The sequence below is a fragment of the Burkholderia sp. Bp9004 genome (assembly GCF_003858025.1).
Lineage (GTDB): Bacteria > Pseudomonadota > Gammaproteobacteria > Burkholderiales > Burkholderiaceae > Burkholderia > Burkholderia diffusa.
On sequence record NZ_QTQD01000003.1, the window covers coordinates 344101 to 368515 of the forward strand.

25 protein-coding genes are annotated in these 24415 nt (G+C 68.4%); 18 read left to right on the top strand and 7 right to left on the bottom strand.

The window, feature by feature from the left end:
• Positions 1 to 140 precede the first annotated feature (140 nt).
• From DIE08_RS05700 to asnB, 10 genes are all read left to right on the top strand, one after another.
• Positions 141 to 362, top strand: coding sequence for a hypothetical protein (locus DIE08_RS05700; RefSeq protein WP_040141234.1), 222 nt, complete (start codon positions 141 to 143; stop codon positions 360 to 362).
• A 124-nt stretch (positions 363 to 486) separates the two neighbouring features.
• Positions 487 to 969, top strand: coding sequence for a hypothetical protein (locus tag DIE08_RS05705; RefSeq protein ID WP_124901248.1), 483 nt, complete (start codon positions 487 to 489; stop codon positions 967 to 969).
• 53 nt (positions 970 to 1022) lie between these two features.
• Positions 1023 to 1907, top strand: a complete 885-nt coding sequence (sctJ, locus tag DIE08_RS05710) for a type III secretion system inner membrane ring lipoprotein SctJ (protein ID WP_124628139.1) — start codon at positions 1023 to 1025, stop codon at positions 1905 to 1907.
• Positions 1904 to 2644, top strand: a complete 741-nt coding sequence (locus DIE08_RS05715; RefSeq protein WP_124901249.1) for a SctK family type III secretion system sorting platform protein — start codon at positions 1904 to 1906, stop codon at positions 2642 to 2644. Before sctJ ends, DIE08_RS05715 begins: the two co-directional genes overlap by 4 nt.
• Complete coding sequence (gene sctL, locus DIE08_RS05720) at positions 2626 to 3255, top strand: type III secretion system stator protein SctL (RefSeq protein ID WP_124610256.1); 630 nt, start codon at positions 2626 to 2628, stop codon at positions 3253 to 3255. The genes DIE08_RS05715 and sctL overlap by 19 nt, the downstream gene beginning before the upstream one ends.
• Positions 3252 to 4637, top strand: a complete 1386-nt coding sequence (gene sctN / locus DIE08_RS05725) for a type III secretion system ATPase SctN (protein ID WP_124901250.1) — start codon at positions 3252 to 3254, stop codon at positions 4635 to 4637. Before sctL ends, sctN begins: the two co-directional genes overlap by 4 nt.
• Positions 4630 to 5313, top strand: coding sequence for a hypothetical protein (locus DIE08_RS05730; RefSeq protein WP_124901251.1), 684 nt, complete (start codon positions 4630 to 4632; stop codon positions 5311 to 5313). The genes sctN and DIE08_RS05730 overlap by 8 nt, the downstream gene beginning before the upstream one ends.
• Positions 5307 to 6116 carry a type III secretion system export apparatus subunit SctT gene (gene sctT / locus DIE08_RS05735; protein WP_059526749.1) on the top strand — a complete coding sequence of 270 codons (810 nt, stop codon included), beginning with the start codon at positions 5307 to 5309 and terminating at the stop codon, positions 6114 to 6116. The genes DIE08_RS05730 and sctT overlap by 7 nt, the downstream gene beginning before the upstream one ends.
• A 24-nt stretch (positions 6117 to 6140) precedes the next feature.
• Positions 6141 to 7172, top strand: a complete 1032-nt coding sequence (locus DIE08_RS05740; RefSeq protein WP_124901252.1) for an EscU/YscU/HrcU family type III secretion system export apparatus switch protein — start codon at positions 6141 to 6143, stop codon at positions 7170 to 7172.
• Positions 7173 to 7429: 257 nt separating this feature from the next.
• Positions 7430 to 9397: an asparagine synthase (glutamine-hydrolyzing) gene (asnB, locus tag DIE08_RS05745; protein WP_124628149.1), complete on the top strand. Its 1968-nt coding sequence runs from the start codon at positions 7430 to 7432 to the stop codon at positions 9395 to 9397.
• A gap of 52 nt (positions 9398 to 9449) precedes the next feature.
• Here asnB and DIE08_RS05750 read toward each other — a convergent pair whose 3' ends face one another.
• The 6 genes from DIE08_RS05750 to DIE08_RS05775 all read right to left on the bottom strand — a co-directional run bounded on the left by DIE08_RS05750 (position 9450) and on the right by DIE08_RS05775 (position 15973).
• Positions 9450 to 10244 carry a lytic transglycosylase domain-containing protein gene (locus DIE08_RS05750; RefSeq protein WP_124901253.1) on the bottom strand — a complete coding sequence of 265 codons (795 nt, stop codon included), beginning with the start codon at positions 10242 to 10244 and terminating at the stop codon, positions 9450 to 9452.
• Entirely contained in the window at positions 10241 to 10915 is a 675-nt protein-coding gene (sctR, locus tag DIE08_RS05755; protein ID WP_044847619.1) for a type III secretion system export apparatus subunit SctR, read from the bottom strand. The genes DIE08_RS05750 and sctR overlap by 4 nt, the downstream gene beginning before the upstream one ends.
• Before the next feature lie 3 nt (positions 10916 to 10918).
• A complete protein-coding gene (gene sctQ / locus DIE08_RS05760; protein WP_124901254.1) occupies positions 10919 to 12091 on the bottom strand; it encodes a type III secretion system cytoplasmic ring protein SctQ in 1173 nt (390 codons plus the stop codon).
• Between the two features lie 351 nt (positions 12092 to 12442).
• Positions 12443 to 12841, bottom strand: a complete 399-nt coding sequence (locus DIE08_RS05765) for a winged helix-turn-helix domain-containing protein (protein ID WP_059526731.1) — start codon at positions 12839 to 12841, stop codon at positions 12443 to 12445.
• A gap of 457 nt (positions 12842 to 13298) precedes the next feature.
• On the bottom strand, positions 13299 to 15509 hold the full coding sequence (locus DIE08_RS05770) for a xanthine dehydrogenase family protein molybdopterin-binding subunit (RefSeq protein WP_059600075.1): 2211 nt from the start codon (positions 15507 to 15509) through the stop codon (positions 13299 to 13301).
• A gap of 2 nt (positions 15510 to 15511) precedes the next feature.
• Positions 15512 to 15973: a (2Fe-2S)-binding protein gene (locus DIE08_RS05775; RefSeq protein WP_124901255.1), complete on the bottom strand. Its 462-nt coding sequence runs from the start codon at positions 15971 to 15973 to the stop codon at positions 15512 to 15514.
• Positions 15974 to 16156: 183 nt separating this feature from the next.
• On the opposite strand from DIE08_RS05775, the gene DIE08_RS05780 reads away from it, so the two are divergent.
• Entirely contained in the window at positions 16157 to 17083 is a 927-nt protein-coding gene (locus tag DIE08_RS05780; protein WP_124628159.1) for an AraC family transcriptional regulator, read from the top strand.
• 12 nt (positions 17084 to 17095) lie between these two features.
• Here the strand turns inward: DIE08_RS05780 and DIE08_RS05785 are convergent, their stop codons facing one another.
• Entirely contained in the window at positions 17096 to 17440 is a 345-nt protein-coding gene (locus tag DIE08_RS05785) for a hypothetical protein (protein WP_124901256.1), read from the bottom strand.
• A gap of 98 nt (positions 17441 to 17538) precedes the next feature.
• Here DIE08_RS05785 and DIE08_RS05790 point away from each other — a divergent pair, with 98 nt between their 5' ends.
• The 7 genes from DIE08_RS05790 (at position 17539) to DIE08_RS05825 (ending at position 24374) form a co-directional block, all read left to right on the top strand.
• On the top strand, positions 17539 to 17958 hold the full coding sequence (locus DIE08_RS05790) for a hypothetical protein (RefSeq protein WP_124901257.1): 420 nt from the start codon (positions 17539 to 17541) through the stop codon (positions 17956 to 17958).
• A 1033-nt stretch (positions 17959 to 18991) separates the two neighbouring features.
• Positions 18992 to 19318, top strand: coding sequence for a hypothetical protein (locus DIE08_RS05800; protein WP_124901259.1), 327 nt, complete (start codon positions 18992 to 18994; stop codon positions 19316 to 19318).
• A gap of 111 nt (positions 19319 to 19429) precedes the next feature.
• Positions 19430 to 20020 carry a hypothetical protein gene (locus DIE08_RS05805; protein WP_124901260.1) on the top strand — a complete coding sequence of 197 codons (591 nt, stop codon included), beginning with the start codon at positions 19430 to 19432 and terminating at the stop codon, positions 20018 to 20020.
• A gap of 77 nt (positions 20021 to 20097) precedes the next feature.
• Positions 20098 to 20379 carry a hypothetical protein gene (locus tag DIE08_RS05810; RefSeq protein WP_124901261.1) on the top strand — a complete coding sequence of 94 codons (282 nt, stop codon included), beginning with the start codon at positions 20098 to 20100 and terminating at the stop codon, positions 20377 to 20379.
• A gap of 44 nt (positions 20380 to 20423) precedes the next feature.
• Positions 20424 to 22100, top strand: a complete 1677-nt coding sequence (locus tag DIE08_RS05815) for a chemotaxis protein CheA (protein ID WP_124901262.1) — start codon at positions 20424 to 20426, stop codon at positions 22098 to 22100.
• A gap of 155 nt (positions 22101 to 22255) precedes the next feature.
• Positions 22256 to 22840, top strand: a complete 585-nt coding sequence (locus DIE08_RS05820; RefSeq protein WP_124901263.1) for a hypothetical protein — start codon at positions 22256 to 22258, stop codon at positions 22838 to 22840.
• 112 nt (positions 22841 to 22952) lie between these two features.
• Positions 22953 to 24374 carry a sigma-54 dependent transcriptional regulator gene (locus tag DIE08_RS05825; protein ID WP_124901264.1) on the top strand — a complete coding sequence of 474 codons (1422 nt, stop codon included), beginning with the start codon at positions 22953 to 22955 and terminating at the stop codon, positions 24372 to 24374.
• Positions 24375 to 24415: the final 41 nt, after the last annotated feature.

The following is a 24415-nucleotide window of genomic DNA, read 5'->3' on the forward strand; positions in this document are numbered from 1 at the left end:
CGACAGGATTTGCGCATCGCGTGTCGCGCGGTGCGCGCATTACGCGACACGCCGCATGCATGCGGCGCGTCACGTCACTGGCGGGGCATGGGGCCGCCGCCGGAAAGTGGATGACGTTCTTCACGCAAAAGGAGCGAAATATGGGTGCCTCAGCAGCCGGTAGCACGGGTGGTCCGAACGACACGACCCAGGTCCAGCAGCAGGCGGACGACCTGACCAAGACGCAGCTCGAACTGACGAAGATCAACTTCCAGGTCCAGCAGTCGACCGCGACGTTCGAAACCAGCAACGCAGTGACCGCGCAGGAAGGGACGGCGAACGCCCAGGTTGCGCAACACCTGAGTTCCGCCGGCCGCGCATGACGCCGGACGCCGGCCGCGCCGCGCGACGCCACATGCCCGGGCAGCCCGTGCAGGGTGCCTGGCGGGGCGCGCGTGCGTGTCGGCCGGCTCGTTTCCGGCGCTGCCGGTCAAGGAGGACACGATCATGTCGGTAACAGGCGTAGGTGCAGCACCGCCGGGCGCGGCCGCGCTCGCGGGCGCCGTGCAGCAGGCGGGCACGGCGTCCGATCCGGCGCAGGTGCGCCAGTTCGATGCGTTGATGCAGCCGGGTGCAGCCGCGGGCTCGTCGTCGGCGTCGGGCGTCGCGATGTCGCGCGCGCCGGCCGATGCGGTGCCGGCGGTGCAGATGACACCCGCGACACCCGCGCAGGCGAATCATGCGTCGCTGGTCGAGCGGTTGCGCACGTACGGCAACGATCTCGACACGCGGTACGCGAACATCGACAAGCATCGCACCGAGATGCTGACGTCGATGGCGGACAACCGCAGCGATCCGCTGATGACGATGGTGAAGGCGATGGATTTCCAGTGGACGGCGACGACCACGATTTCCGAATACCAGTTGAGCCTGTCGGTCGCGCAGGCGGCGAACGGCTTCACGCATACGGTGCTGAAGACGCAGGAGTGACGAAGGCCGGTGCGTGTGCCTGAAGCGGCCGCGCGCCCTGAAGCGGACAAACGATGACGACGATCGATTCGACGCCGCGCATGCATGCGTGGCGCAGCCGGGCAGCGCGTGCGCTGCTCGCGGGACTGCTCGCGCTGCTGGCCGGCTGCCAGAAGGAGCTGTACTCCGGCCTGTCGGAGCGCGACGCGAACCAGATGGTCGCCGTGCTCGGCGATGCGGGCATCAGCGCGTCGAAGGACAACGACGCGCGCGACACGTCGGATCGCAACGCATGGCAGGTGAGCGTCGCGGACGGCGACATGCAGTCGGCGCTCACCGTGCTGCAGGCGAACGGGCTGCCGAAGCCGAGCTATGCGAGCCTCGGCGAGCTGTTCCAGAAGCAGGGGCTCGTGTCGACGCCGGCCGAGGAGCGCGTGCGCTACCTGTACGGCGTGTCGCAGGACCTGTCGCGCACGCTCCAGGACATCGAGGGCGTGGTGGTCGCGCGCGTGCAGGTCGTGATTCCGGAGAACGATCCGCTCGCGGACAAGATCAAGCCGTCGTCGGCGGCCGTGTACATCCGCTACCGGCCCGGCGTGGACCTGCGCGCGATGGCGCCGATGGTCAAGGATCTCGTCGCGCACAGCATCGAAGGGCTGCAGTACGACAACGTGTCGCTGTTCCTGCAGCCAGCCGCCGCACACACGACGCGCGTGGACGGCATCGGCAGCGCGGTGTCGGACGTCCTGCGTCTGCGCTCGCCGCTCGGCTGGCTGGTGTTCGCGCTGATCCTGCTGACCTGCGCGGTGATCGCGCTGTCGGCCGCGCGGCGCGGGATGTTCGGCGCCCGGCTGGCCGGGCTGGTCGGCACGCCGCGCGGGGCGAACGGAACCGGCGGTGCGTCAGCGTCGTCGGGTAGCGGCCTGCGCACGCCGGACGGCGCGCGCGACGGCGCATGAGCGAACACGCTGCGCTGCCGCCGGGTGCCAGGCCCGATGCCGCGCCGCTGCCGTGGCTGCAACCGCTCGCGCCGCCGCCTCCCGCGCGGCGCGCGGCGTTTCACGCGCTCGTCTGCGAATTCAACCTGCGCCCGGACCGCTATCTGCACGTGACGCGCGTGCCGGCCGAGTGGCCCTCGCGCTATCGCTCGCCCGACGCGTTCGGCCCGGCCGGCCGCAAGCTGCTTGCTCGTCACCTGCTCGATGCGAACGGCGTGGCCGGACTCCACGACTTCGACGTCGCCAATCCGTGTGCGCGGCTCGCGCTGCTGCCCGGCGCGGCGCTCGAGCAGCTCGCGTCGTATACGGGGCTGCTGCTGCATCGCGGCTGGCTGCGCGACGCGCTGACCGTGCGCCGCATTCGTGCGGAAGTCGCGGCGAAGCTCGGCGGCGACGCGCTGGAACTCGCGCTCGAGCGCGCGCCGGAATTCGGCGCGCTCGCGGACACGCTCGAACCGTGGCGTGGCGATCCGGCCGCGCTGCCGGTGGTGATTCGTGCGCGCGGCGGGCGATTGCTCGCGGATTTCGTCGGTGTGGCGGGCGACGCGGTCGCGCGGCGCGCGCGCCTGAAATTCAACCGCGCGATCGACAACGAAGCGCCGTACTGGCTGAATCGCGCGCAGCGCGACCAGTTCGGCGAATTGCTGTTCCTGTTTCTGATTCCCGAGAGGCTTGCGTCATGGGACTGGCTTTTCTGATCACGAGCGACAACCTGCAGCTGCTGTCGGAGCGCAAGGTGCTCAAGGAGCGCGAATACGCGGCGCTGCTCGACGCCTCCGCGGTGATCGCGACCGCGCGCGACGAGGCCGCGCGCATCGTCGCCGATGCGCAGCGCGAATTCGACAAGCGCCAGGCGGCGGGCTACGACGAGGGAATGCGCCGCGCGCAGCGCGAGCATGCGGCGCAGGCATACACGCAGGCGCTGGCCGCCGCCCGGACGATGGAGTCGATGAAGGATTCGATGGCCGACATCGTCGTGAAGGCCGTGCGCGCGATCGTCGGCGAGATGGGCACGCAGAAGCTCTACGAGGCCGCGCTCGCGCGGATCGCGCCGCTCGTGCGCGACGAGGCGTTCCTGATCGTGCGGGTCGCGCCGGGCCGCGAGGACGAGATGCGCGATGCGCTCGAGCGCGCGTTCGCCGGACAGTCGAATCGTCAAAGGATCCGCATCGTCGAGGACGCACAGCTCGAACGCCATGCGTGCACGGTCGAGACGCCGTCCGGGCGCATCGACGCGAGCCTCGACCTGCAGATCGACGCGCTGCGCCAGGCGATCCGCCGCGATGCGCTGAAGGGCACGACGCGATGAACGTGCCGCTCGACGATCCGCAGTCGTTCGGCGGTGACAGCGACGACGATGCGGCGCCGTTCGATCGCGGCCGCCTCGTCGGCGATCTCGACGCGGGGCTCGCGTTCTTCTCGCCGGTGTCGGTGCAGGGCCGCGTCAATCACGCGGTCGGGCAGATCCTCAACGCGACCGGCATCCGCGCGCGACTCGGCGAGATCTGTGAGTTGCGCACGCCGAACCAGCCGACGCTGCTCGCCGAAGTGGTCGGCTTCTCGCGGCAGACCACGCTGCTCACGCCGCTCGGCGACGTGGCCGGGCTGTCGCCGGAGACGACCGTCGTGCCGTCCGGGCGCGAGCACGTGTTCCCGGTCGGCGAAGCGCTGTTCGGCCGCGTGCTGGACGGCCTCGGCCGCCCGCTCGACGATCGCGGGCCCGTGACGGGTGCCGCGTGGGTATCGACGCAGCAGGACCCGCCGAACCCGCTTGCGCGCAAGATGATCGACACGCCGTTTCCGACCGGCGTGCGCGTGATCGACGGCCTGATGACGCTCGGCATCGGCCAGCGCGTCGGCATCTTCGCACCGTCCGGCGTCGGCAAGAGCACGCTGCTCGGGATGATCGCGCGCGGTGCGCAAGCCGACGTGAACGTAATCGCGCTGGTCGGTGAACGCGGCCGCGAAGTGCGCGAGTTCATCGAGCACAGCCTGTCGCCCGAGGTGCGCGCGCGCTCGATCGTCGTCGTGTCGACTTCCGACCGTCCCGCGATGGAGCGCGTGAAATCCGCGCTCGTGGCGACCGCGATCGCCGAGCACTTCCGCGATGCGGGCAAGCGCGTGCTGCTGCTGGTCGATTCGCTGACGCGCTTCGCGCGCGCGCAGCGCGAGGTCGGCCTCGCGAGCGGCGAGCCGCCGACGCGGCGCAGCTTCCCGCCGTCGACGTTCGCCGTGCTGCCGCGCCTGCTCGAACGCGCGGGCCAGGGCGCGACGGGCTCGATCACAGCGCTGTACACGGTACTCGTCGAAGGCGATGAGGAGTCCGATCCGATCGCCGAGGAAGTGCGCTCGATCCTCGATGGCCACATCGTGCTGTCGCGCAAGATCGCGCTCGCGAACCGCTATCCGGCGATCGACGTGCTCGCGAGCCTGTCGCGTGTGATGCCGCTCGTCGCGAGCCGCGCGCATCAGCAATCGGCCGCGCGCGTGCGCGAGCTGATCGCGAAGTACCAGGAGATCGAGCTGCTCGTGCAGATCGGCGAGTACCGCGAAGGCAGCGACCGGCTCGGCGATCTCGCGCTGCGTGCGCGCGATGCGATCGGCGCGTTCTGCGCGCAGGTTTCGCACGAGGACGTGCGTTTCGACGCGCTGCTCGCGAAGCTGACGAAACTCGCGAACGACCATGTCTGAAGCCGACGACCGTCTCGTGCTCGCGACGCTTGCGCGCCTGAAGCGCGTGCGCGAGATGCGCAGCCAGATCGCGCGCGTCGCGGCCGCGCGCCAGCAGGGCATCGCCGCGCAGAGCCGCCGCGCGCTCGATGCCGCGCACGCGCAGCTCGCGCAGCAGGTCGCCGCGAAGGCCGCGATCCAGACGCGGCTCGCCGACGACCTGCGCGAGGCGCGCGCGCTGCAGAACGCCGCGGCCGACACGCGCACGTTCGATCGCCACATCGGCGTTGCGAATGCGTCGGTCAGCGAAGCCGCGCACGTGCATCGTGATCACGAGGCGACGCTCGCCGACCTGCAGCGCGCCGCACGCAAGGCGAAGGCTGCCGAGGACAAGCTCGACAAGGCTGGCGAGAAGGCATTGCAGGCGCGTGCCGCGCGGGTCGAGCGCGACGCTGACGAAGTGGCGGATGCGCATGCGGTGCGGCGTTTCGCGACGGCGGGCGTCTGGGCGGGCGATGCGCAGGCGCATGCGTCGGGGCAGCCGGAGATGGCCGCCGTATTCGATGCGCAGATGGTGTCGCGGCCGGCGGATGCGGATGGGACGGACGCGGCCGACACCTCCGACTCGACCGCCGCAGACACTGCACCCACCCCCGCCGCCGACCCGGCACCCGCCGCCGCGGACCGCCGATGCTAGACCACGCCGCGAACTTCAACGACATCGCCGGCACGCTGCGGCCGCTGCTCTACGTGATGCCGCGCCTGCTGCCGGTCATGTTCGTCGTGCCGGTGTTCAACGAGCAGATCGTCACGGGCCTCGTGCGCAACGGAATCGCGGTGGTGATCGCCGCGTTCGTCGCGCCGGTGATCGACCCGGCGCAGGTCGCCGCGCTGCCGTTCCTGATGTGGTGCCTGCTCGTCGCGAAGGAGGCGGTGGTCGGTATGCTGCTCGCGGGCGCGTTCAGCGCGGTGTTGTTCGCGATCCAGGGTGTCGGCTACCTGATCGATTTCCAGACCGGCAGCGGCAGCGCCGCGTTCTTCGATCCGATGGGCGGGCACGAGGGCGGCCCGACGTCGGGCTTCCTCAATTTCGTCGCGATCGCGCTGTTCGTCACCGCGGGCGGCCTGCAGGTGCTGGTGCAACTGTTCGCGCAGTCGTACGCGTGGTGGCCGATCGGCTCGCTCGGCCCCGATTTCTCGTCGATGCTGGAGACCTTCGTCGTGCGGCAGACCGACACGATCTTCGAATGGATGGTGAAGCTCGCCGCGCCCGTCATCATCGTGCTGGTGCTCGTCGAGCTCGGCATCGGTCTCGTCGGGCGCGCGGTGCCGCAGCTGAACATCTTCGTGTTCGCGCAGCCCGTGAAGAGCGCGCTCGCGGTGCTGATGATGGTGCTGTTCCTGCCGGTGGTGTACGCGTCGCTGCATGCGCTGCTGAGCCCCGACAGCGGGCTGATGGCGCTGCTGCGCGCGCTGTTCGCCGCGCACGGCGGCGCGTGACGGCCCGCCGGAACCGGAGCGCCCATGTCCGAGAAGAACCAGCAGCCAACCGCGAAGCGCTTGCGCGAGGCGCGCCAGAAGGGCGACGTGCCGAAGAGCGCGGAGACGATCTCGTCGGCCTTCTTCGTCGGCGTGTGCGTCGCGCTCGCGGTGGGGCTCGGCACGTTGTTCGCGCGGCTGCAGGCGCTGTTCCGGCTCGTGTTCGATGCGGCCGGCGCGGCCGATCCGTCCGCGCGGCTCGCCGTGCTGATCCACGGCGCCGCGCGCGACTGGGCGCTGCTGTTCGCGCAGATCGTCGCGGCCGGGCTGCTGGCCGGCGTGCTCGCGGGCTTCGTGCAGGTGGGCGGCGTGATGGCGTGGAGCCGGCTCGTGCCGCAGCTGTCGCGGCTCAATCCGGCCGAGGGGCTGAAGAACATGTGGTCGATGCGCAACCTCGTGAACCTCGCGAAGATGCTGCTGAAGACCGTGCTGCTCGCCGCGACGCTCGGCTGGCTGATCGTCGAGTCGCTCGACCCGTCGGTGCAGGCCGGCTTCACGCGGCCGATGTCGATTCTCGCGCTGATCGTGAAGCTGCTGATGCTGCTGTTCGGCTGGGCCGCGCTGATCTACATCGTGATGGCGCTGATCGACATCGTTCACCAGCGCCATGAGTTCAACCAGAAGATGAAGATGTCGATCGACGAAGTGCGGCGCGAGCACAAGGAAGACGAGGGCGATCCGCACATCGAGGCAAAGCGCCGGCAGCTCGCGCGTGAAGCGCAGTTCTCGTCGCTGCCCGACCGGATCGGCTTCGCGTCGGTGGTCGTCTATTCGTCGAGCGTCGCGGTTGCGCTCTATTACGGCGGGATCGGGACGCTGCCGTGGGTGCTCGCGCGCGGCGAGGGCGAGGCGGCCGAACGGATCGTGCGGCTCGCGCGCGACGCGCTGCGCCCGACGCTCGCGAACGCCGGCCTCGCGCACGCGCTGTACGAAAGCACGCCAGAAAAGGGCACGATCCAGCAGCAGCATTTCCGCGAGGTCGCGCAGTTGCTGAAGTGGGCGACCGGCGCGGCATGACGAATACGACCCGTCGGGCACGCCGGCATGCACGCGACTCGACGATGCGTCGATGCGCCGTGATGTGGACCCGTTTCCTGCTCGCCAGGCCGATGGCACGTCGGGCTTGACGCGGTTTTTTTCCGGATTTGTCCGACATTCACCCATGAATTATTGCTGATTTATTTCTTCGTAATATGGCTCGACCGTCAACCGGGCGGCGGGCTGCGAGATTGCGCCGCCGCTGACGGAACAGGTCAACAGGGGCAGACAAATCAATGTGCGGAATCGACGGCTTTCTGAATAGCGTCGCCTGCGATGAGGAGACAGCGCGCGGCACGCTCGCGCGAATGACGGCGAGCCTCGCGCATCGCGGGCCCGACGGGCAGGGCCTCTGGGTCGACCCGGAGGCTGGTATCGCGCTCGGGCACCGGCGGCTTGCGATTGTCGATCTGTCGGTACACGGCCGGCAGCCGATGGCATCCGCATGCGGCCGCTACGTCATGGTCTTCAACGGCGAAATCTACAACCATCGCGAGTTGCGCGCGGAGCTCGAGCGCGCGGGTCGCGCACCGGCGTGGCGCGGCCACTCCGACAGCGAGGTGCTGATCGCGGCGATCGTCGCGTGGGGCGTCGAGGCGGCGCTGCGGCGCGCGACCGGCATGTTCGCGTTCGCGCTGTGGAATCGCGCGTCGCGGGTGCTGACGCTCGCGCGCGACCGGATCGGCGAAAAGCCGCTCTACTACGGCCGGATCGGCGACGCACTCGTGTTCGCGTCGGAACTCAAGGCGCTGCGCGGGTATCCGGGCTTCGACGGCACGATCGATCGCGACGCGCTGTGCCTGTACCTGCGCCAGTCGAGCGTGCCGGCGCCGCATACGATCTATCGCGGCATCAGCAAGCTGCCGCCGGGCACCTTCGTCCAGTTCGAACATGCGCGCGACACGCCGCGCCTGCGCGCGTACTGGACGCTCGAGCAGGCGATCGAAGCGGGCCGCGAGCAGCCGTTCGAGGGCAGTGCCGACGAGGCCGTCGGGCAACTCGACGCGGTCCTGCGGCAGGCCGTCGCGCGGCAGATGGAAGCCGACGTGCCGCTCGGCGCGTTCCTGTCGGGCGGTATCGATTCGTCGGCGATCGTTGCGCTGATGCAGGCGCAGTCGGCGAACCCGGTCGACACGTTCACGATCGGCTTTCACGAGGCCGGTTACGATGAAGCCGGTTACGCGAAGGCGGTTGCGCGCCATCTCGGCACACGCCACACCGAGCTCTACGTGACGGCCGACCATGCGCTCGGCGTCGTGCCGAAGCTGCCGACGATCTACGACGAACCATTCTCCGACGCGTCCCAGATTCCGACCTTCCTCCTGTCGGAGCTGACGCGCCGGCACGTGAAGGTGAGCCTGTCCGGCGACGGCGGGGACGAACTGTTCGGCGGCTATACGCGCTACTTCCTGACGCCGCGCCTGTGGCGCAAGCTGCATCGCGTGCCGGCGGCGGTGCGCGCGCGGATCGCCGCCGCGCTGCATGCGCTGCGCCCCGATCATGCCGACCAGCTCGCGGCGGTTGCGCAGGGCGCATGGGGCGGCGTGGACGCGCGCGACTCGGCGACCCGCATCGGCGACCGGCTGCACAAGCTCGGTCACGTGATGACGGCCGAGAGCCGCATCGGGCTGTACCGGCTGCTGATGTCGTCGGTACATCATCCGGAGCGCATCGCGCTACGCGGCCAGGAGCCGCCGACGCCGCTCGACACGGTGTCCGCATGGCCCGCGAACCTGAGCTTCGCCGAGCAGGCGATGGCGATCGACACGCTCACGTACCTGCCGACCGACATTCTCGCGAAGGTCGACCGCGCGGCGATGGCGGTCAGCCTCGAGACGCGCATGCCGTTCCTCGACCATCACGTCGTCGAATTCGCGTGGCGCCTGCCTGCGTCGGTGCGGTTGCCGGAAGGGCAGTCGAAGGCGCTGTTGCGCCGGCTGCTGGACCAGTACGTGCCGTCGTCGCTGATCGACCGGCCGAAGCAGGGCTTCTGCGCGCCCGTCGATCACTGGCTGCGCGGCGCATTGCGCGACTGGGCCGAAGCGCTGCTTCAGCCGTCGCGGCTGCGCGACGAGGGCTTCTTCGATGCGGCGGCCGTCGAGCGGCTGTGGCGCCAGCACCAGACGGGCCGGATGAACTGGCAGCATCAGCTGTGGACGGTGCTGATGTTCCAGGCGTGGCTGGAACATCAGCGGGCGGCATGAAGCGGGATGACGCGGCGAGCCGCGTCACGTCATGCTGGTGTTCGGCGCTCGCTCACTGGTCGAGGCACCGCACGCACAGCCGCTTCGCCTGGCTCGCCGACAATCCGCGGCACATCATCACGACCGGTCGCGCATGGCACGACGGCGCGTCGGCGGAGGCGCCGGGCGACGCGAGCCTGCGCGCGCGTTCGGGCGGCGTGGTCGCGGCCGCGTCCATGCGCCGTTGCCGCGCGGGTGGCGGCATGTCGCGCACCACCGGAATCGGTTCGACACCGCCTTCGCGTGCGTTGCGCTGCGCGCTCGCGACGACGCGGCTCACATAGCCGCTCGAGAACCCGGTCGTGAAGTTGCCGCTGTAATAGCACGACAGCGCCGCGCGTAGCGCGGCCTGCGCGGGGCGGCCGGTGTTCGACGAGCGCGTGAAGCATTCGGTCAGGATCGCGCCGCCTGCCCGCAGGTTGCGACACGGTTCGAACATCGTCGTGTCGTCGAGGCCGTATTTGGCGAAATTTCGTTCGTTAACCTGAGCGAGGCCGACGCTGTAGCTGAAGCCGCGCGCGGCCAGCTCGCCTGCGGTCGCGCGCGCCTCGTCGAGCGACGCGGGCTGGCGCGTCAGGTGGCCGCCGACCACGCCGATCGCATACGGATTGAAACCGGATTCGGTGCGCACCAGCGCGGCGAGCGTGTCGGGATCGACGTTCGGTGCGCAGGCGCGCGCGAGCTGCGCGAAGCCTGCGGCGCTGCCCGCCGCCTGCGCGCCGCGCGGCTGCATGCCCGCGCCTGCGAGCGCCAGCGCGAGCAGCGCGCACAGGATCGCGGCGACGCCGCGCGGGCCACGCGCGCTCATCCTGCCCCCGCCACGCGATACGACAGCACGAGCCCGTGCACGAGCAGCGACCAGCCGTCGAGCGCGACGAACAGCAGCAGCTTGAACGGCACCGAGATCGTCGTCGGCGAGATCATCTGCATGCCTAATGCAAGCAGGATGTTCGCAACCAGCAGGTCGACGACGATAAACACGATGTAGATCACGAAACCGATCTGGAATGCCTTCGTCAGCTCGGCGAGCGTGAAGCTCGGCACCAGCACGAGCAGGTCGTCGTCCTTGATGCCGTCCGCGCGGTTCTTCGGCCAGACCGACGTCGCGGTGCGCACGAAGAATTCGCGGTCGCGCTGCCGCGTATGCGACACCAGGAAATCCTTGACGGGGGGCAGCGCGGCATCGGCGAGCGCACCGATGTCGGCGGTCGACAATTGTCCCGATGCGTCGAAGTGGCGTGCCTGCAGCGCGTCGCGGATCGACATGCCGACCGGCGCCATGATGAACAGCGACAGGATCAGCGCGATGCCGTTGAGCACGAGGTTCGGCGGCACCTGCTGGATCCCGAGCGCGGAGCGCAGCAGGCCCAGCACGACCACGAGCTTCGTGTAGCTCGTCACCATCAGCGCCGCGAACGGCGCGATGCCGAGCGCGGCGATCACCGCGATCAGCGCGACCGGATTCGGCAGGCTGCCCATCGTTCAGCGCTCGCGCGGCGCGGGCTGCGTCAGCGTGACGACGCGCACGCCGAGCTTCTGGCCGACCGCGATCAGATGGCCGGTGCCGATCAGCATCCCGTTCGCGACGAGATGGATCACGCTCTGGTTGATGCCTTGCTGCAGTTCGATCACCGCGCCGGGCTGCAGCGCGCCGAGTTCGCCGAGCGGGATCGACGTGGGCGGCAATTCGAAACGCAGGTCGACCGCGAGGCCGTCGAGCGAGCGCGGCGCATCGTCGGGCGACGCATCCTGCGCAGTCGCGGGCGGGGTGTCGGTGCGGGTCGGTTCCAAAGGCATCTCCCTGATTCGTTCGACGGTCAGCCGGTTGCCCGACGGCCGTCCGGTGATCTCCCACGACGGCGCGGCCGGCACCCGCGCGACGCACAGCAGGTTCTGCTCGTGCGCGCGCCAGCGCTCGATCGCGATGATGTCGCCACTGACGACGTCGGCCAGCTCGGCCATCGTCAGCTCGGTCCGGCCGATCTCGAATACCAGCGGCACCGGCAGGCTTGCATACGCGGCGCGCGTGTCGGGCCGCGTGGCCGCCGGCGCCGCGAAGAACACCGCGAGTGCGTCCGGTGCATCGAACAGCAGCGCGCCGTGGCAGCGCCATGCGCCGTCGGCGCGACGCAGTTCGAAGCGCAGCGCGGCCGGCGCGCTGCGCCACGCGGGCACGCTCGTCGGCGGCGGCAGCAGTTCCACGCGCTGCCGTGTCGCGGCTTGCAGCACGGCCGAAAGCGGTGCGACGAGGTCGGCGAGCAGCGCCGCGCGGATCACGGCCGGTACGGCCGGGTCGGCCGCGTCGTCGAGCCATGCGCTTTCCGCGACCGGATCGATCCATAGCGTGCCGGCGGCCGGGCCGATGACGAAGCGGTATGCGTGCGCGTCGGCGGCCGGTTCGGCGTCGACGCGCCAGCGCACCTCGTACGCGTGTTCGCCGAGCGTGACCGGGACCGCGCCCGTGGCACCGTAGGCATGCGACAGCCCGCGCGCGGCGGCGGCGGACAGGCGCGGCAGCCAGGGCGACGCGTCGAGCGCGACCACGGCCGGCGAGGGCGGGATGGCGGGCGCCGCGGCGGGCGGGGTGGCAGCGGCGGGCGAGGCCCGGTTCGCGGCGTCGCCGGCGTCGGCATTCGTCAGGGACAGCGCAGGCACGGCGGGATCGGGGCGGATTCGGCGTTGGTTCGACGGGTTGTTGTGGCCGGCGGCGCGGGGGGCGCGCGGCTGCTGCGTCGATTGTAGGGACGGCGCCGGCCGCGTGCCGCGCCGGAATCCGTAGTCGCGCGCGTGTGCCGGCCGCGCGGGCGGCGGCGAGCTACGAAGCCTGGTGCGCGGCGGCGTGGCCGCGTGCGGCGCGTCGCACGCACAAAGGCGGCCGCCGCCCGGAGGCGGCGGTCGTGGCGCGGCGGGCACGCGTGCCGGGCCGCGAGGCGTCGCACGTCGGACGTGCGGCGCGGTGGGGAGCCTTGCCGGCGCGCCGCGCAGTGGCGGCGCGCGGGTGAGCCGTTACGCGTAGTCGGCAGCCAGCGCCTGCTGCGGCGCGGCGCGCAGGATCGGCGCCGCGTCATGGCGCTCGACGTGCGTCATGGCCGCGCCGAACAGCACCAGCCGATAGCCGACCGCATAGATCGGGATGATCCGCAGGTTCTTGTCGTGATCGAGCTGCAGCTTCGAACGGATGCGCGAGATGTGGGTGTCGAGCGTGCGCGACGACACGCCGAGCTCGCGGCCCCAGACCGCTTCCTGGATCGCTTGCCGCGGCACGATCTTGTTCATGTTGTCGAGCAGGAATTCGACGACGTCGAATTCACGCGGCGTGACGTCGACGACTTTGTTGTCGATTTCGATCGTGCGGCGCACGAAGTTGATTTTTATGTTGTCGATGTACAGGTATTTGCAATCCATGTTGGCCCTCGCATGTCCGTAAAGGAGTGTTTGCGAGTCATGTACCGCAACTTCCGGGCCAGGGATGGACTGTCGGACGTCGACGGGCGGCGGGGGCGGGGCGGGCGGTACGCCGGCCTTGAATCTAAAAGAATTTTTAACGCAGGACGCGCGGCGGGCTTCGAAAGGGTCGGAGCAACAGTGAAGGATTGTTACGTAGCATCCGGCGGGAACGTTACGGGCGTTACGGGTGGTGTTACGTGGGGGCGGGAAATTCCCGCCGATCAGGCAGCGCGCCGACCGGACGGCGAACCCTGCATCGAACGCTCCCTTGCCTGGACGGATTGCAGAGCGGAATCAATGGGTTGGGGCGGATTTTTGCCGATTTCGGACCGTACGCCGGGGCCTGCCCCAAGCGGAAAGAAAGCAAACCGGTCGCGCGACACGCCCGCCGCGCGACCGGCGTTTCACCTGCCGGTCAAGCCTTCGCGGTGTCGCCCGAATCGAACGGCAACACGTAATGGCGCTTGCCGGTCGCCGCGAAGATCGCGTTGGCGACCGCCGGGCCCACCGGCGCGACGCCCGGCTCGCCGACGCCGGTCGGTGCCTCGGCCGACGGCACGATATGCACCTCGACCTTCGGCATCTCCGCCATCCGCAGCACGTGATAGCCGTCGAAGTTGCGCTGCTCGACCTGGCCGTCCTTCAGCGTGATCGCACTGTGCAACGCCGCACCGAGCCCGAAGCCGATGCCGCCTTCCATCTGCGCGGCGACGATGTCGGGGTTGATCGCGATCCCGCAGTCGACCGCGCACACCACGCGTTCGACCTTCACCTTGCCGGCGGCGTCGACCGACACTTCCGCGACCTGCGCGACATAGCTCTTGAATGCCTCGGCCACCGCGATCCCGCGCCCGCGTCCCTTCGGCAGCGGCTTCGCCGGATCCCAGCCGGCCTTCTGCGCGGCCAGCTCGAGCACTGCGCGCATCCGCGGCTCCTTCGCGAGCAGGTCGCGGCGGAACAGATACGGATCCTTGCCGGCCGCGTGCGCGGCTTCGTCGATGAACGCCTCGACTGCGTACGCGGTGTGCGAGCTGCCGACCACGCGCCACCAGAGAACGGGCAGGCCGACCTTGGTGGTCGTGAGTTCGACCGACACGTTCGGCACCGCGTACGGCAGGTTCGCCGCGCCCTCGACCGATGTCGCGTCGATCCCGTTCTTGACCATGAACGCCTCGAACGGCGTGCCGGCGAGAATCGACTGGCCGACGATCCGGTGGCGCCAGCCGACCAGCTTGCCGTCCGCGGTCAACCCCGCGTCGAGCTTGTGGAAGTACATCGGGCGATAGAAGCCGCCCTGGATGTCGTCCTCGCGCGTCCACTGCAGCTTGACCGGCTGGCCGTCCGCGCCCAGCGCCTTCGCGATCGACACGGCCTCGACCACATAGTCCGACCACGCGTTCGCGCGGCGGCCGAAGCTGCCGCCCGCGTACAGCGTGTGGATCTGCACCTGTTCGGGCTTCAGGCCCGCGACCCTGGCGGCGTTGCCCTGGTCGACCGTCTGGAACTGGTCGCCCGCCCAGATCTCGCAGCTGTTCGCGGTCAGCTTGACGACCGCGTCGAGCGGCTCCATCGGAGCGTGCGCGAGATACGGGAATTCGTACGTCGCGCTGACCTTGCGCGCGGCACCCGCGATCGCCGCGTCGGCATCGCCGTCCTTGCGCGCGGACGCGCCGGGTTTCGCGGCGAGCTGCCGGTACTCGCGCATGATCTCGGCCGAGCCGCGCTTTTCGGCGTTCGTTTCGTCCCAGTCGACCTTCAGCGCGTCGCGGCCCTGTTTCGCGGCCCAGAAACCGGTCGCGACGACCGCGACGCCGCCCGGCACCTGCACGACCGACACCACGCCCGGCACGGCCTTCGCGGCCGTCGCGTCGAACGACTTGACCGTCGCGCCGAAGCGCGGCGGGCGCTGCAGCAGCGCGACGCGCATGCCGGGGAAGGTCGTGTCGAGCGTGAAATGCGCGGTGCCGTTCGACTTGGCCGACCCGTCGACGCGCGGAATGCGATGGCCGATCAGCTTGAAGTCGGCCGGCTGCTTCAGCGTGACCTTGTCGGGCACCGGCAGCTTCGACGCGTCGGCCACCAGCGTGCCGTAGGCGGCCGTCTTGCCGCTCTTCTCGTGCGTGACCACGCCGTTGGCGGTGGTCAGCTCGCCGGCCGGCACCTTCCAGCGCGCCGCCGCGGCCGACACGAGCATCGCGCGGGCCTTGCCGCCCGCTTCGCGCAGTTGCTGCCACGAGTTCGACATCGCCGAGCTGCCGCCCGTGCCCTGCATCGTGCCGAAGGCGAGGTTTGCATAGCGTTTCGCATCGGCCGGCGCGCTTTCGACGCGTACGCTCGACCAGTCGGCGTCGAGCTCCTCGGCGACGATCGTCGCGATGCCCGTGTAGGCACCCTGGCCCATTTCCACGTGTTTCGCGACGACGGTGACCACACCGTCGGGCGTGATGCGCAGGAATGCGTTCGGCGCGAAATCGGCGGCGGGTGCCGTCGCGGCGAGCGCGCGGCGGCCGAGGCCGGCCCATTCGAAGCCGATCGTCAGGCTGACGGCGGCCGCGGCGCCCGCGGCTTTCAGAAACGTGCGGCGCGACGGTCGCACCGAACCGCGATTCTCGAGTTCGATCGTCATGGTCAGGCTCCCAGTGTCGCTGCCGCGTCGTGGATCGCGGCCCGGATGCGGGCGTAGGTCGCACAGCGGCAAATGTTGCCGTTCATTGCCGCGTCGATGTCTGCGTCGGTCGGCTTCGGATTCTGTTCGAGCAAGGCGGTGGCCGACATGATCTGGCCGGACTGGCAATAGCCGCACTGCGGCACCTGCAGCTTCACCCAGGCGGCCTGCACGGCCTGCGCGGGCTTGCTCTGCAGGCCTTCGATCGTCGTGACGTGCTTGTCCGCGATGCCGGCGAGCGGCAGCACGCACGAGCGCACCGGCTGGCCTTCGAGATGGACGGTGCACGCGCCGCACTGCGCCATGCCGCAGCCGAACTTCGTGCCGGTCAGCCCCGCGTGCTCGCGGATCGCCCAGAGGACGGGCATCGACGGATCGGCGTCGAGCGTAACGTTCTTGCCGTTGAGGACAAACGAGGTAGGCATGTTTGTATGTCTCCATGGGGAAAACCCGGCATGCGCCCGGTTAGCGGGCAGTGTGCGCGAGCGCGCGATTTTTGCGTCTACCCAATCCTGCAAATTTATTGAACAATCCTGCAAATCCCCGGCGCGACGGCAAGCGATTCGCTATGCTCGCGCGGTTCAGGGAAACGAAGCGAGGAACCCGTCATGGACATGACCGAAATCGCGGCGTCGCGCGAATCCGGGCGGCGCGAACTGGCATCGCTGATTGCCCGCTTCGCGCCGACGGACGGCTCCCACTCGACGGCCGTGCCCGCGCTGATGCTGCATCGGCATGGGCATCCGGTCGATCTCGGCTGCGGCGTGTCGCGCGCCGCGCTCGTGATCGCCGCGCAGGGCGCGAAGCGTGTGATCGTGGGCGGCCAGGCTTACGAATACGACACGCGGAACTGCCTGATTGCGTCGATCGACTTGCCGATTCTCTCGCGCGTCACGCAGGCGTCGCCGGACGCGCCTTACCTGTGCCTGTCGCTGACGCTCGATCCGCAACGCATCGTCGAGCTCGCGGCCGAGATGCGGCTGCCGGAGCCGGATGCCGGCCCCGAAGGCGAGGGCATCGCACTTGCCGAGCTGACGCCGCCGCTGCTCGATGCCGCACTGCGGCTGTTGCGGCTGCTCGAAACGCCAGCCGACATTCCGGTGGTCGCGCCGCTGATCGAAAAGGAGCTGCTGTACCGGCTGATGACGAGCGGGCAGGGCACGCGGCTGCGGCACATGGCCGTTGCCGGCAGCCAGACGCACCGGATCGCACGCGCGATCGAATGGATCCGCGATCACTACGCGGAGCCGATGCGCGTCGACACGCTCGCGCAGGCGGTCAACATGAGCGTGTCGTCACTACACCACCACTTCAAGCACGTGACCACGCTGAGCCCGCTGCAGTATCAGAAGCAGCTGCGGCTGCACGAGGCGCGGCGGCTATTGCTGCGGCAGGGCGGCGACGTCGGGTCCGTGGCCGCGACCGTCGGCTATGAAAGCGCGTCGCAGTTCAGCCGCGAATACAGCCGGCTGTTCGGCGCGCCGCCGATGCGCGACGTCGTGCATCTGCGCAAGAAGGAATTGCTCGGCACATAGCGGCCGCGCGGTTCATTTCGATTGCATCGCGCCTGGCTTCGTCGCGCGATGCGCGGTCGGCCGAATCGGCACGACATACAATCGGCGTGCCAGGGTTGCTGCGTGAGGATGCGAGGGAGCGGCGGACAGCGCTGCCGCGCCGCGCGCGAACTTCTGTTTCACGCATGCATCCCTGGATTGCGCGAACCAGTGCGACACTTGCCAGCAGCACACGAATCGACCGATCGAAACGCGCAAAAAAGTCGCGTCGTCACGAATTTTCTGCATGAATCGTGCTTTGCACGAACATGTTTCAGCAATGAGATTCGCGCCGATATTGCATCGGAAATGTTTCTCGCGCGCATCGTGCGTTGCCATCCAGCGATTGGAGCACGACGGTTATTGACATTGAATGTCGCCAAATTGAATGACGACAGTAAAAATGAATAAAGGGTGTTGAAGGGTTCGTGCGGCACATGCTGTCATTTTTTCCGATATGCCGGTGGCGTGAAGGGCATGTCGGCCTGCATCGCAATTGCCGTTTTTTTTTGCCGCACGTTCGCATTGTCGGTCGAGACCTGATCCCGTCGGTATTTTCACGGATGAATCAATCGCGTTTCGCGGCGGCTGGTGTGCACATCCGGAAGCTTGCCGATATCGGCCGTGCGGGCTCCGCTGCACCGGGCGCCGCGTATTTCGATTCGTCGTTTTTCGGGCCTGCGAACGCCGTCGAACGGGCTGCAGCAGGCGGTTTGGCAGGGCCGATGTGCAGATCGGCCGCAATGTGCGACCGCGCAGTTCTCAAGTATGAAACACCCGTTCGCCACCCCCTTGCGGGAGGCCCCGCGGGCCGTATTCGTCCGCCTTTTCCGGCATTGTTTCGCGGCATTCAATGATCGGCGCAAGCTGCCCACGGTCGTCGCGATACATTCCTGAAACGAAAAAAGCGATTCCTGGCGATGTGGCCGCGCGTCGCGGACGGTACGCGTCATGCAACCGTCGGTGGAATCACGCATGGCATGCCGCTTGCAACATTGGACGCACCGGCGAGCGGTCGACCTGATGCGACAAAGATGGGGGGCGACGCGTTCGTCAATAAGCAGTCGGGGAAACAGCGATGAAGACCAGAAGCAGTCATTCTTTCCGCGCATTCCTTGCGCATCCGTGGGGTAGTCGGACAGCTCGGAGTACGGCTCGCGATGCAGTGCCAGCCTCGCGGGTTCGTTGCCGGTTTCCCGGCATCCGCGTGTTGCACGTGCTGGAACGCCTGTCGTTCCGCATGACAACCGGCCGACAGCGGTGCTCCCCTTCTTTCGGCGCGTCCGGGTGGACCGGGCTGTTCGTGCCGGACAGCTTGACCCCGATTCGACTTCGACCGTGCAGGGCCGTATCGAGTGGGCCGGGAAAATGCCGGCGCTCGGCGGACTAGCTCGAATACCCATTGGCCGGATTGCCCGGAAGATCGTTGATCGGTAGCTCAGGGAGAAGCGATGCCGACTGACCGTAATGCAGGCCCGTTATCGCCACGATGACGTGCATGTTTTCGCTGGCGCTGCATTTTCGGTAGTTAATCATTTTCACGCATTTTCGATCGCTGAAGCGAATGCCATGTGCAGGTATGTCGCGGGTGCGAATTTCGAAAAAACCAGTCCCGAAAGTCGAGTTCCTGAATTCGGGTGCGTGAGGCAATTTGTTTTCTGATTTTTAAAAATCGATATTGGATATCGAAAATTTAAATAAAAATTCGGAAAACTAAAAAATACGAACCTGAAGTTGGACTGTCCAACGATTACGTGGTCTCGGATTCGAGATGAATCGTTTCTTTGTGATTGGATAGTGATCCTTATTTTTAAGGATTGCTCGAGGCAGGGAAGTTGAAGGCGTGCAGCTTTCCTCGCTTGTTCCGTCCACGCCGTTATGGAGTCGACCATGAAGAAGCTTCTGATTGCAGTAGCAGTTATGGCGGTTTCGGGTGCAGCGTTCGCAGCGAGCGGCACGGTTTCGACCAGCAATTCGTCGAGCGGTGGCCAGACGATGGCCGGTGTTGTCGGGTTCGGTTCGTTCACTGCCATGGATTCCGGCGCGGCGCTCGGCGCTGCCGGTGCAACGGCCGGTGGCGGCGCGAGCAGCTCGATCTCGTACACGAACCACACCAACACATCGACGGTGAGCGGCTTCGGCTTCGGCGGCGCACAAGCGGGCGGTTCCAGCGGCGCGAATGCCGGATCGACCGGCTGGACGATGTATCACTACTAAGCCGCGGCGCATAGCGTTCGTCATGGATAGGTGACAGGGATGCCGGGTTTCGTCCCGTGAGGGCGGACCCGGCGACCTGGCCACCGAATTTCCTCACAGCAAGGAATTGCTATGAAAGCCAACGTCATTTTAGCGACAGCGCTCACCGCCCTATCGTCAGTCGTGCTGGCGGCAGGTCCGACGACATTCAACCAGACGCAATCCGTCGCGGCAGGCGTCTCCGGTTCGGTGTTGGTCGGTACCGGCAGCTACACGAGCAACTCGACTTCGGTCGCGGGCGCGAACGCCGGAAGCACCGTGACACCCGCCGGATCCACCGGCACGGCATCCGCCTATCACGACTCGACTTCGACGGCCAGCGGCTGGGGCACGAACGGAGGCGCGTTCGCGGCAGGCGGCGGTATCGGTGCCGCAGGCTCGTTCGGTGGAACCGGCAACACGAGCGAGAACGCCAATGCGCTGTCGGGAGGGGTGACCGCCACGATCGTACTCGGCGCGAACCACTACACGGCAACCGGCGCGAACGACAACGGTATTGCCAACGCGGGGGCCGCTGGCATGGCGGGCAGTGGGTGGTCGGGAACGGTCGCGGGCTCGAACCACTACAACTCGTCGACGGTATGGGGCACGGGTCCGGCCGGATCGCCGTTCGCATCGGGCGGCAGTCAGGGCAGCTCCGGCGCGACCGCCGGCAGTCCCTGATTCGCGTGTCGGGGGGCCAGCTTCCCAACGACGCTGGTCTCTCTTTCCTCGCCTTGTTGTCACCGTAAGGAGTTGGCATGAAGCAGAAACTGATTGCCGCCGCTCTGATGCTCGCGTCTCTGACGGCGTATGGCGCTGACCGTGCTGCCGACGACGTGCAATCGAATGTGCAAACGTCAAGCAATCCTGACCAGACAACCAAACCGTCACAACAACACACGCTTTCGTCGGGCAGCGCCATCGGTGCATCGGCGGCCCCGCAATGGCCGGGCATGTCGGGCGGTTCATGGTCCCAGCTGGGCAGCGGCTGGAAGCAGTTCGGGGAAGCAGGCAAAGCTGAAGGAATTCAGGGGAATTAATACGGTTGCCTGGGTGGGAGGTCAAACCACGTCCGGAGATTGAAATGAACAGCAACAAGATCAGGGTGGCATGTGCGGCAATGTTCGCGATGGCCACGATCGGTGCCCAAGCGCAGACCGCCGACTCGACTTCAAGCGCGCAGTCCTCGACGTCGTCGACGGCAGTCAGCCTTGGCGGCGGCGCGAGCATGAACACGAACAACACGACCGGCGGCAATGCCACGAGCAGCAGCGGCGTTCGGAGCAGCGGCAATTCGAGCGTGCAGGTGAACTTGAACTTGCCGTCTTCCACGAGTGGCGGCTCGAACGTGACGCCGCAGAGCACGAGCTCGCTCGCGGCCGGCTCGCCCGGCACCAGCCCGTACAACACCCAGGCGGCGGAAAACGTCAACTACTCGGGCACCCAGACGATCAAGACGAACCCGGCGATCCAGGCGCCAGGTCTCACGACCACGCTGTCCGATACCTGCATGGGCTCGGTGAGCGTCGGCGTGTCGTTTCCGGGCTTCGGCGCGACGGGCGGCACGACCCTGGTCGACCAGGCATGCGTGCGTCGTCTCGACGCGCGTGAATTCCGCGCGATGGGGCTGACCGACGTCGCGCTCGCGCTGCTGTGCCAGAGCGATGCGAACCGGCGTGCGGTGGAAGCGACCGGGCACCTGTGCCCGGGCACGACCGCGCCGCTTGCGCGCTCGAACGTGGCGCCCTCCGCCGAAGCGACCGTGGCCGACGACGTGAAGTATCGCGATCCGCTCGTGCGCAACCGCATGGGCCTGCCGCCGCTCGATGCCGCCGCGCCCGTGCAGACGCGCCCGGTGGCGACGACCGCGGTCCAGGCGGCGCCGATCCCGGCGCCGGTGCCCGCGCCGTCGATCGCCGCGCCGGCGGCCAGCGCGGTGCCTGCTGCAGCACAGGCGGCCGCCGTGAAGGCGACGCAAGCGGCTGCCCTCGTGCCTGCCGCCGTTGCCGCACCGGTTGCCGCGGCCGCACCGGCAGTGAGCGCCGCGCCTGCGGCAGCACCGGCCGCGGTGAGCGCGGTGCCGGCTGCGGCCATCGTTGCGGCGCCGGCGGTTGCCGACAAGGCTCCGGAACTCAAGCCGGCCTCGACCGGCACCACGGCGCAAGCCACGGCGGCGCCGGCGGTCGAGACGAAGACGAAGGAACCCGTGCCGGTGGTTGCCAGCAAGGCCTCGGCACCCGCGCCGGCTGCAACCGACACCATGGCGCAAGCCACGGCTGCGCCTGCGGTCGATACGAAGGCGCCGGAACAACCCGCGCCGGCGGTCGCCGACAAGGCACCGGAACCTGCACCGGCTGCAACCGACACCGCCGCGCAAGCCGCGTCAGCGCCGGCCGCTGTCACGAAGACGCCGGATATCGCGCAATCCGGACCGGCCGCGACCGACGCCGCACCGCGGACCCAGGACGCTGCAATGTCCGCGCCCGCGATCGATGCGAAGGCTGCCGAACCGGCCACGCAGGCAGCAGCCGAAGCGCCTGCGCCGGAAGCCGCGCAGCCCGCCGCAGCGGCTGCGGTTGCCGACACGCCGGCCGCCGACGCGAAGGCGACGGAAGCCGTCGAATCCGCTGCCGCGCCCGCACCGTCCGCCGACATGCCGGCCGCATCCGATCCGGCGCCGGCCACGGTTGACCGGCAGGCCGCCCCGGCCGCGCCGATGATGCCGGCGCCGACCGTCATCTCGACGAGCACGTCGTCGTAATCATGCGGACAGGGCGCCCGTGCGATCGGCATGCCGGTGGCGCGGGCGCCGCCGGGATTCGCGGCGCGACGCAGGTCGCAAGTTTGACGGGTGTTGGTTCCTCCCCGAGGTCAACACCTCTTTTTGCCTGACGAGGGTACAAGGAGGCCTCAATCATGAGGATCTTTTTGGTCGCGCTGCTGCTGGTCGGCACACAAGCCGCCGCGCAGTCGGTTTTTCAGAACCCTGCGGTCTTTGTCATCCTGAGCGAGCAGACCCTCGCGAATGCCGCGAGCGTCCAGCAGGCGCTGACGACGCTCGGCCGCGCGGACAACACGGCATGCGTGCCGATGATGATGGTCGGCGATCCGCAGATGATCTACATGATGCCGGCGGAAGGACACGCACCGTCGTGGCAATCGCCGGTGTACGGTCGTGGCGCGCCGTTCGAAGCGCAGACCGGGCCGACGCCGACCGGCAAGACGATCGGCGCGATGCAGCACGCGGAGGACATGCAGACGCAGCCGTGGAGCGACAGCAGCGCGATCACGCAGAAGATCGCCGGCGAGTCGAGCTTGTCCGCGTCGGCGCGAGTCAGCGACTGGCAGCGCAAGGGGCTGAACACGATCGAGACGGCGCCTGCGACGGAAGTGACGGTGAACGGCAAGACCTACCGTGCTTATCGCGACGATCTCAACCAGGCCGCGCGGCCCGTCGTCGAACCGCAGATCTACCTGCAGCGTGTCGTGTTCTGCCGATGACGAAACTTTCCCGAGCGGACATGCCGGCAGCGTCGCGCGTGGGCAGGGAGGCCTGCCGCGCACCGTTTCGCGCCGTCCGTTCCGCCAGACAACCCCATGCGGCGAGGCCATCGTGAACCAATGCTGCCCAATCAGACTGTCAGGCCCGCAGGAGGATGAACGGGCCCCGTGCACGCCGCAGTTCGTCGCGGTCCCGCGTCTCCATAGCGTGCCATCACGCCCGCTCGTGTATCTGTCGCAGCGTCCCGATGCGGGGCTCGTCGACTGTCTCGCGTCGCGCGGCTGGGACATGTGGCGCGCGAAATCCGTTGCGGACGCACTCAATCTCGTGAAGGCGAACCGCCTGCATGCGGGCATCGTCGATTTCGACGACCTCGCGTCGCCCGACGTCGCGTCGTTCGAGGCGCTGCTGCGCGATCCGCGGATCGGCTGGGTCGCGCTCGCCGACGACGAGCGACTGCGCGATGCCACCATCGCGCGCCTGATCCGCCAGTGCTGCTTCGGCTACGTGCGCAATGCGACGGCCTATACGACGATCGGTTATCTCGTCGGCCACGCGTACGGGATGCTGAAACTGGAGGAAGGCGATCCGGCCGCCGATGCCGCGCCGCCCGGCGGTACGATGATCGGCGCGTGCGACGCGATGCGCCGTCTGTTCGCGACGATCCGCAAGGTCGCGAACACCGAGGCCACCGTGTTCATCGCCGGCGAATCCGGCACCGGCAAGGAGTTGACCGCGTCGGCGATCCACCAGCATTCTTCGCGCGCCGACGCGCCGTTCGTCGCCGTGAATTGCGCGGCGATTCCGGCGACGCTGCTACAGGCCGAGCTGTTCGGCCATGAACGCGGCGCGTTCACCGGCGCGCATCAGCGCAAGATCGGCCGCATCGAGTCCGCGCACGGCGGCACGCTGTTCCTCGATGAAATCGGCGACATGCCGTTCGAGAGCCAGGCGAGCCTGCTGCGGTTCCTGCAGGAGGGCAAGATCGAGCGGCTCGGCGGGTATGCGTCGATTCCGGTGGATGTGCGGATTGTGTCCGCGACCCACGTCGATCTCGAGGCCGCGATGCACGCGGGCCGGTTCCGTGCGGACCTGTACTACCGGCTGTGCGTGTTGCGTATCGACGAGCCGCCGCTGCGCGCGCGTGGCCGCGACATCATGCTGCTTGCCGACCACATATTGCGGCGCTATCGCGGCGACAGCGCGCACCGGATTCGCGGCTTCATGCCGTGCGCGATCGAGGCGATCCACGACTATGCATGGCCCGGCAACGTGCGCGAACTGATCAACCGGATCCGCTTCGCGGTCGTGATGACGAATGGCCCGCTGATCTCGGCCGTCGATCTCGAGCTGAGCCAGTACACGTCTCACCGGCCGCCGACGCTCGTGGAATCGCGCCGCCAGGCCGAGCGGCGCACGATCGAGGAAACGCTGTTGCGGCATCGGCGCCAGCATGCCGACGTCGCGGCGGAACTCGGCGTCTCGCGCGCGACGCTGTACCGCCTGATGACCGCGCACGGCCTGCACGGCTGACGCCGGTTGCGCCCGCGCGGCATGCGGCCCGGGCTCGCGCG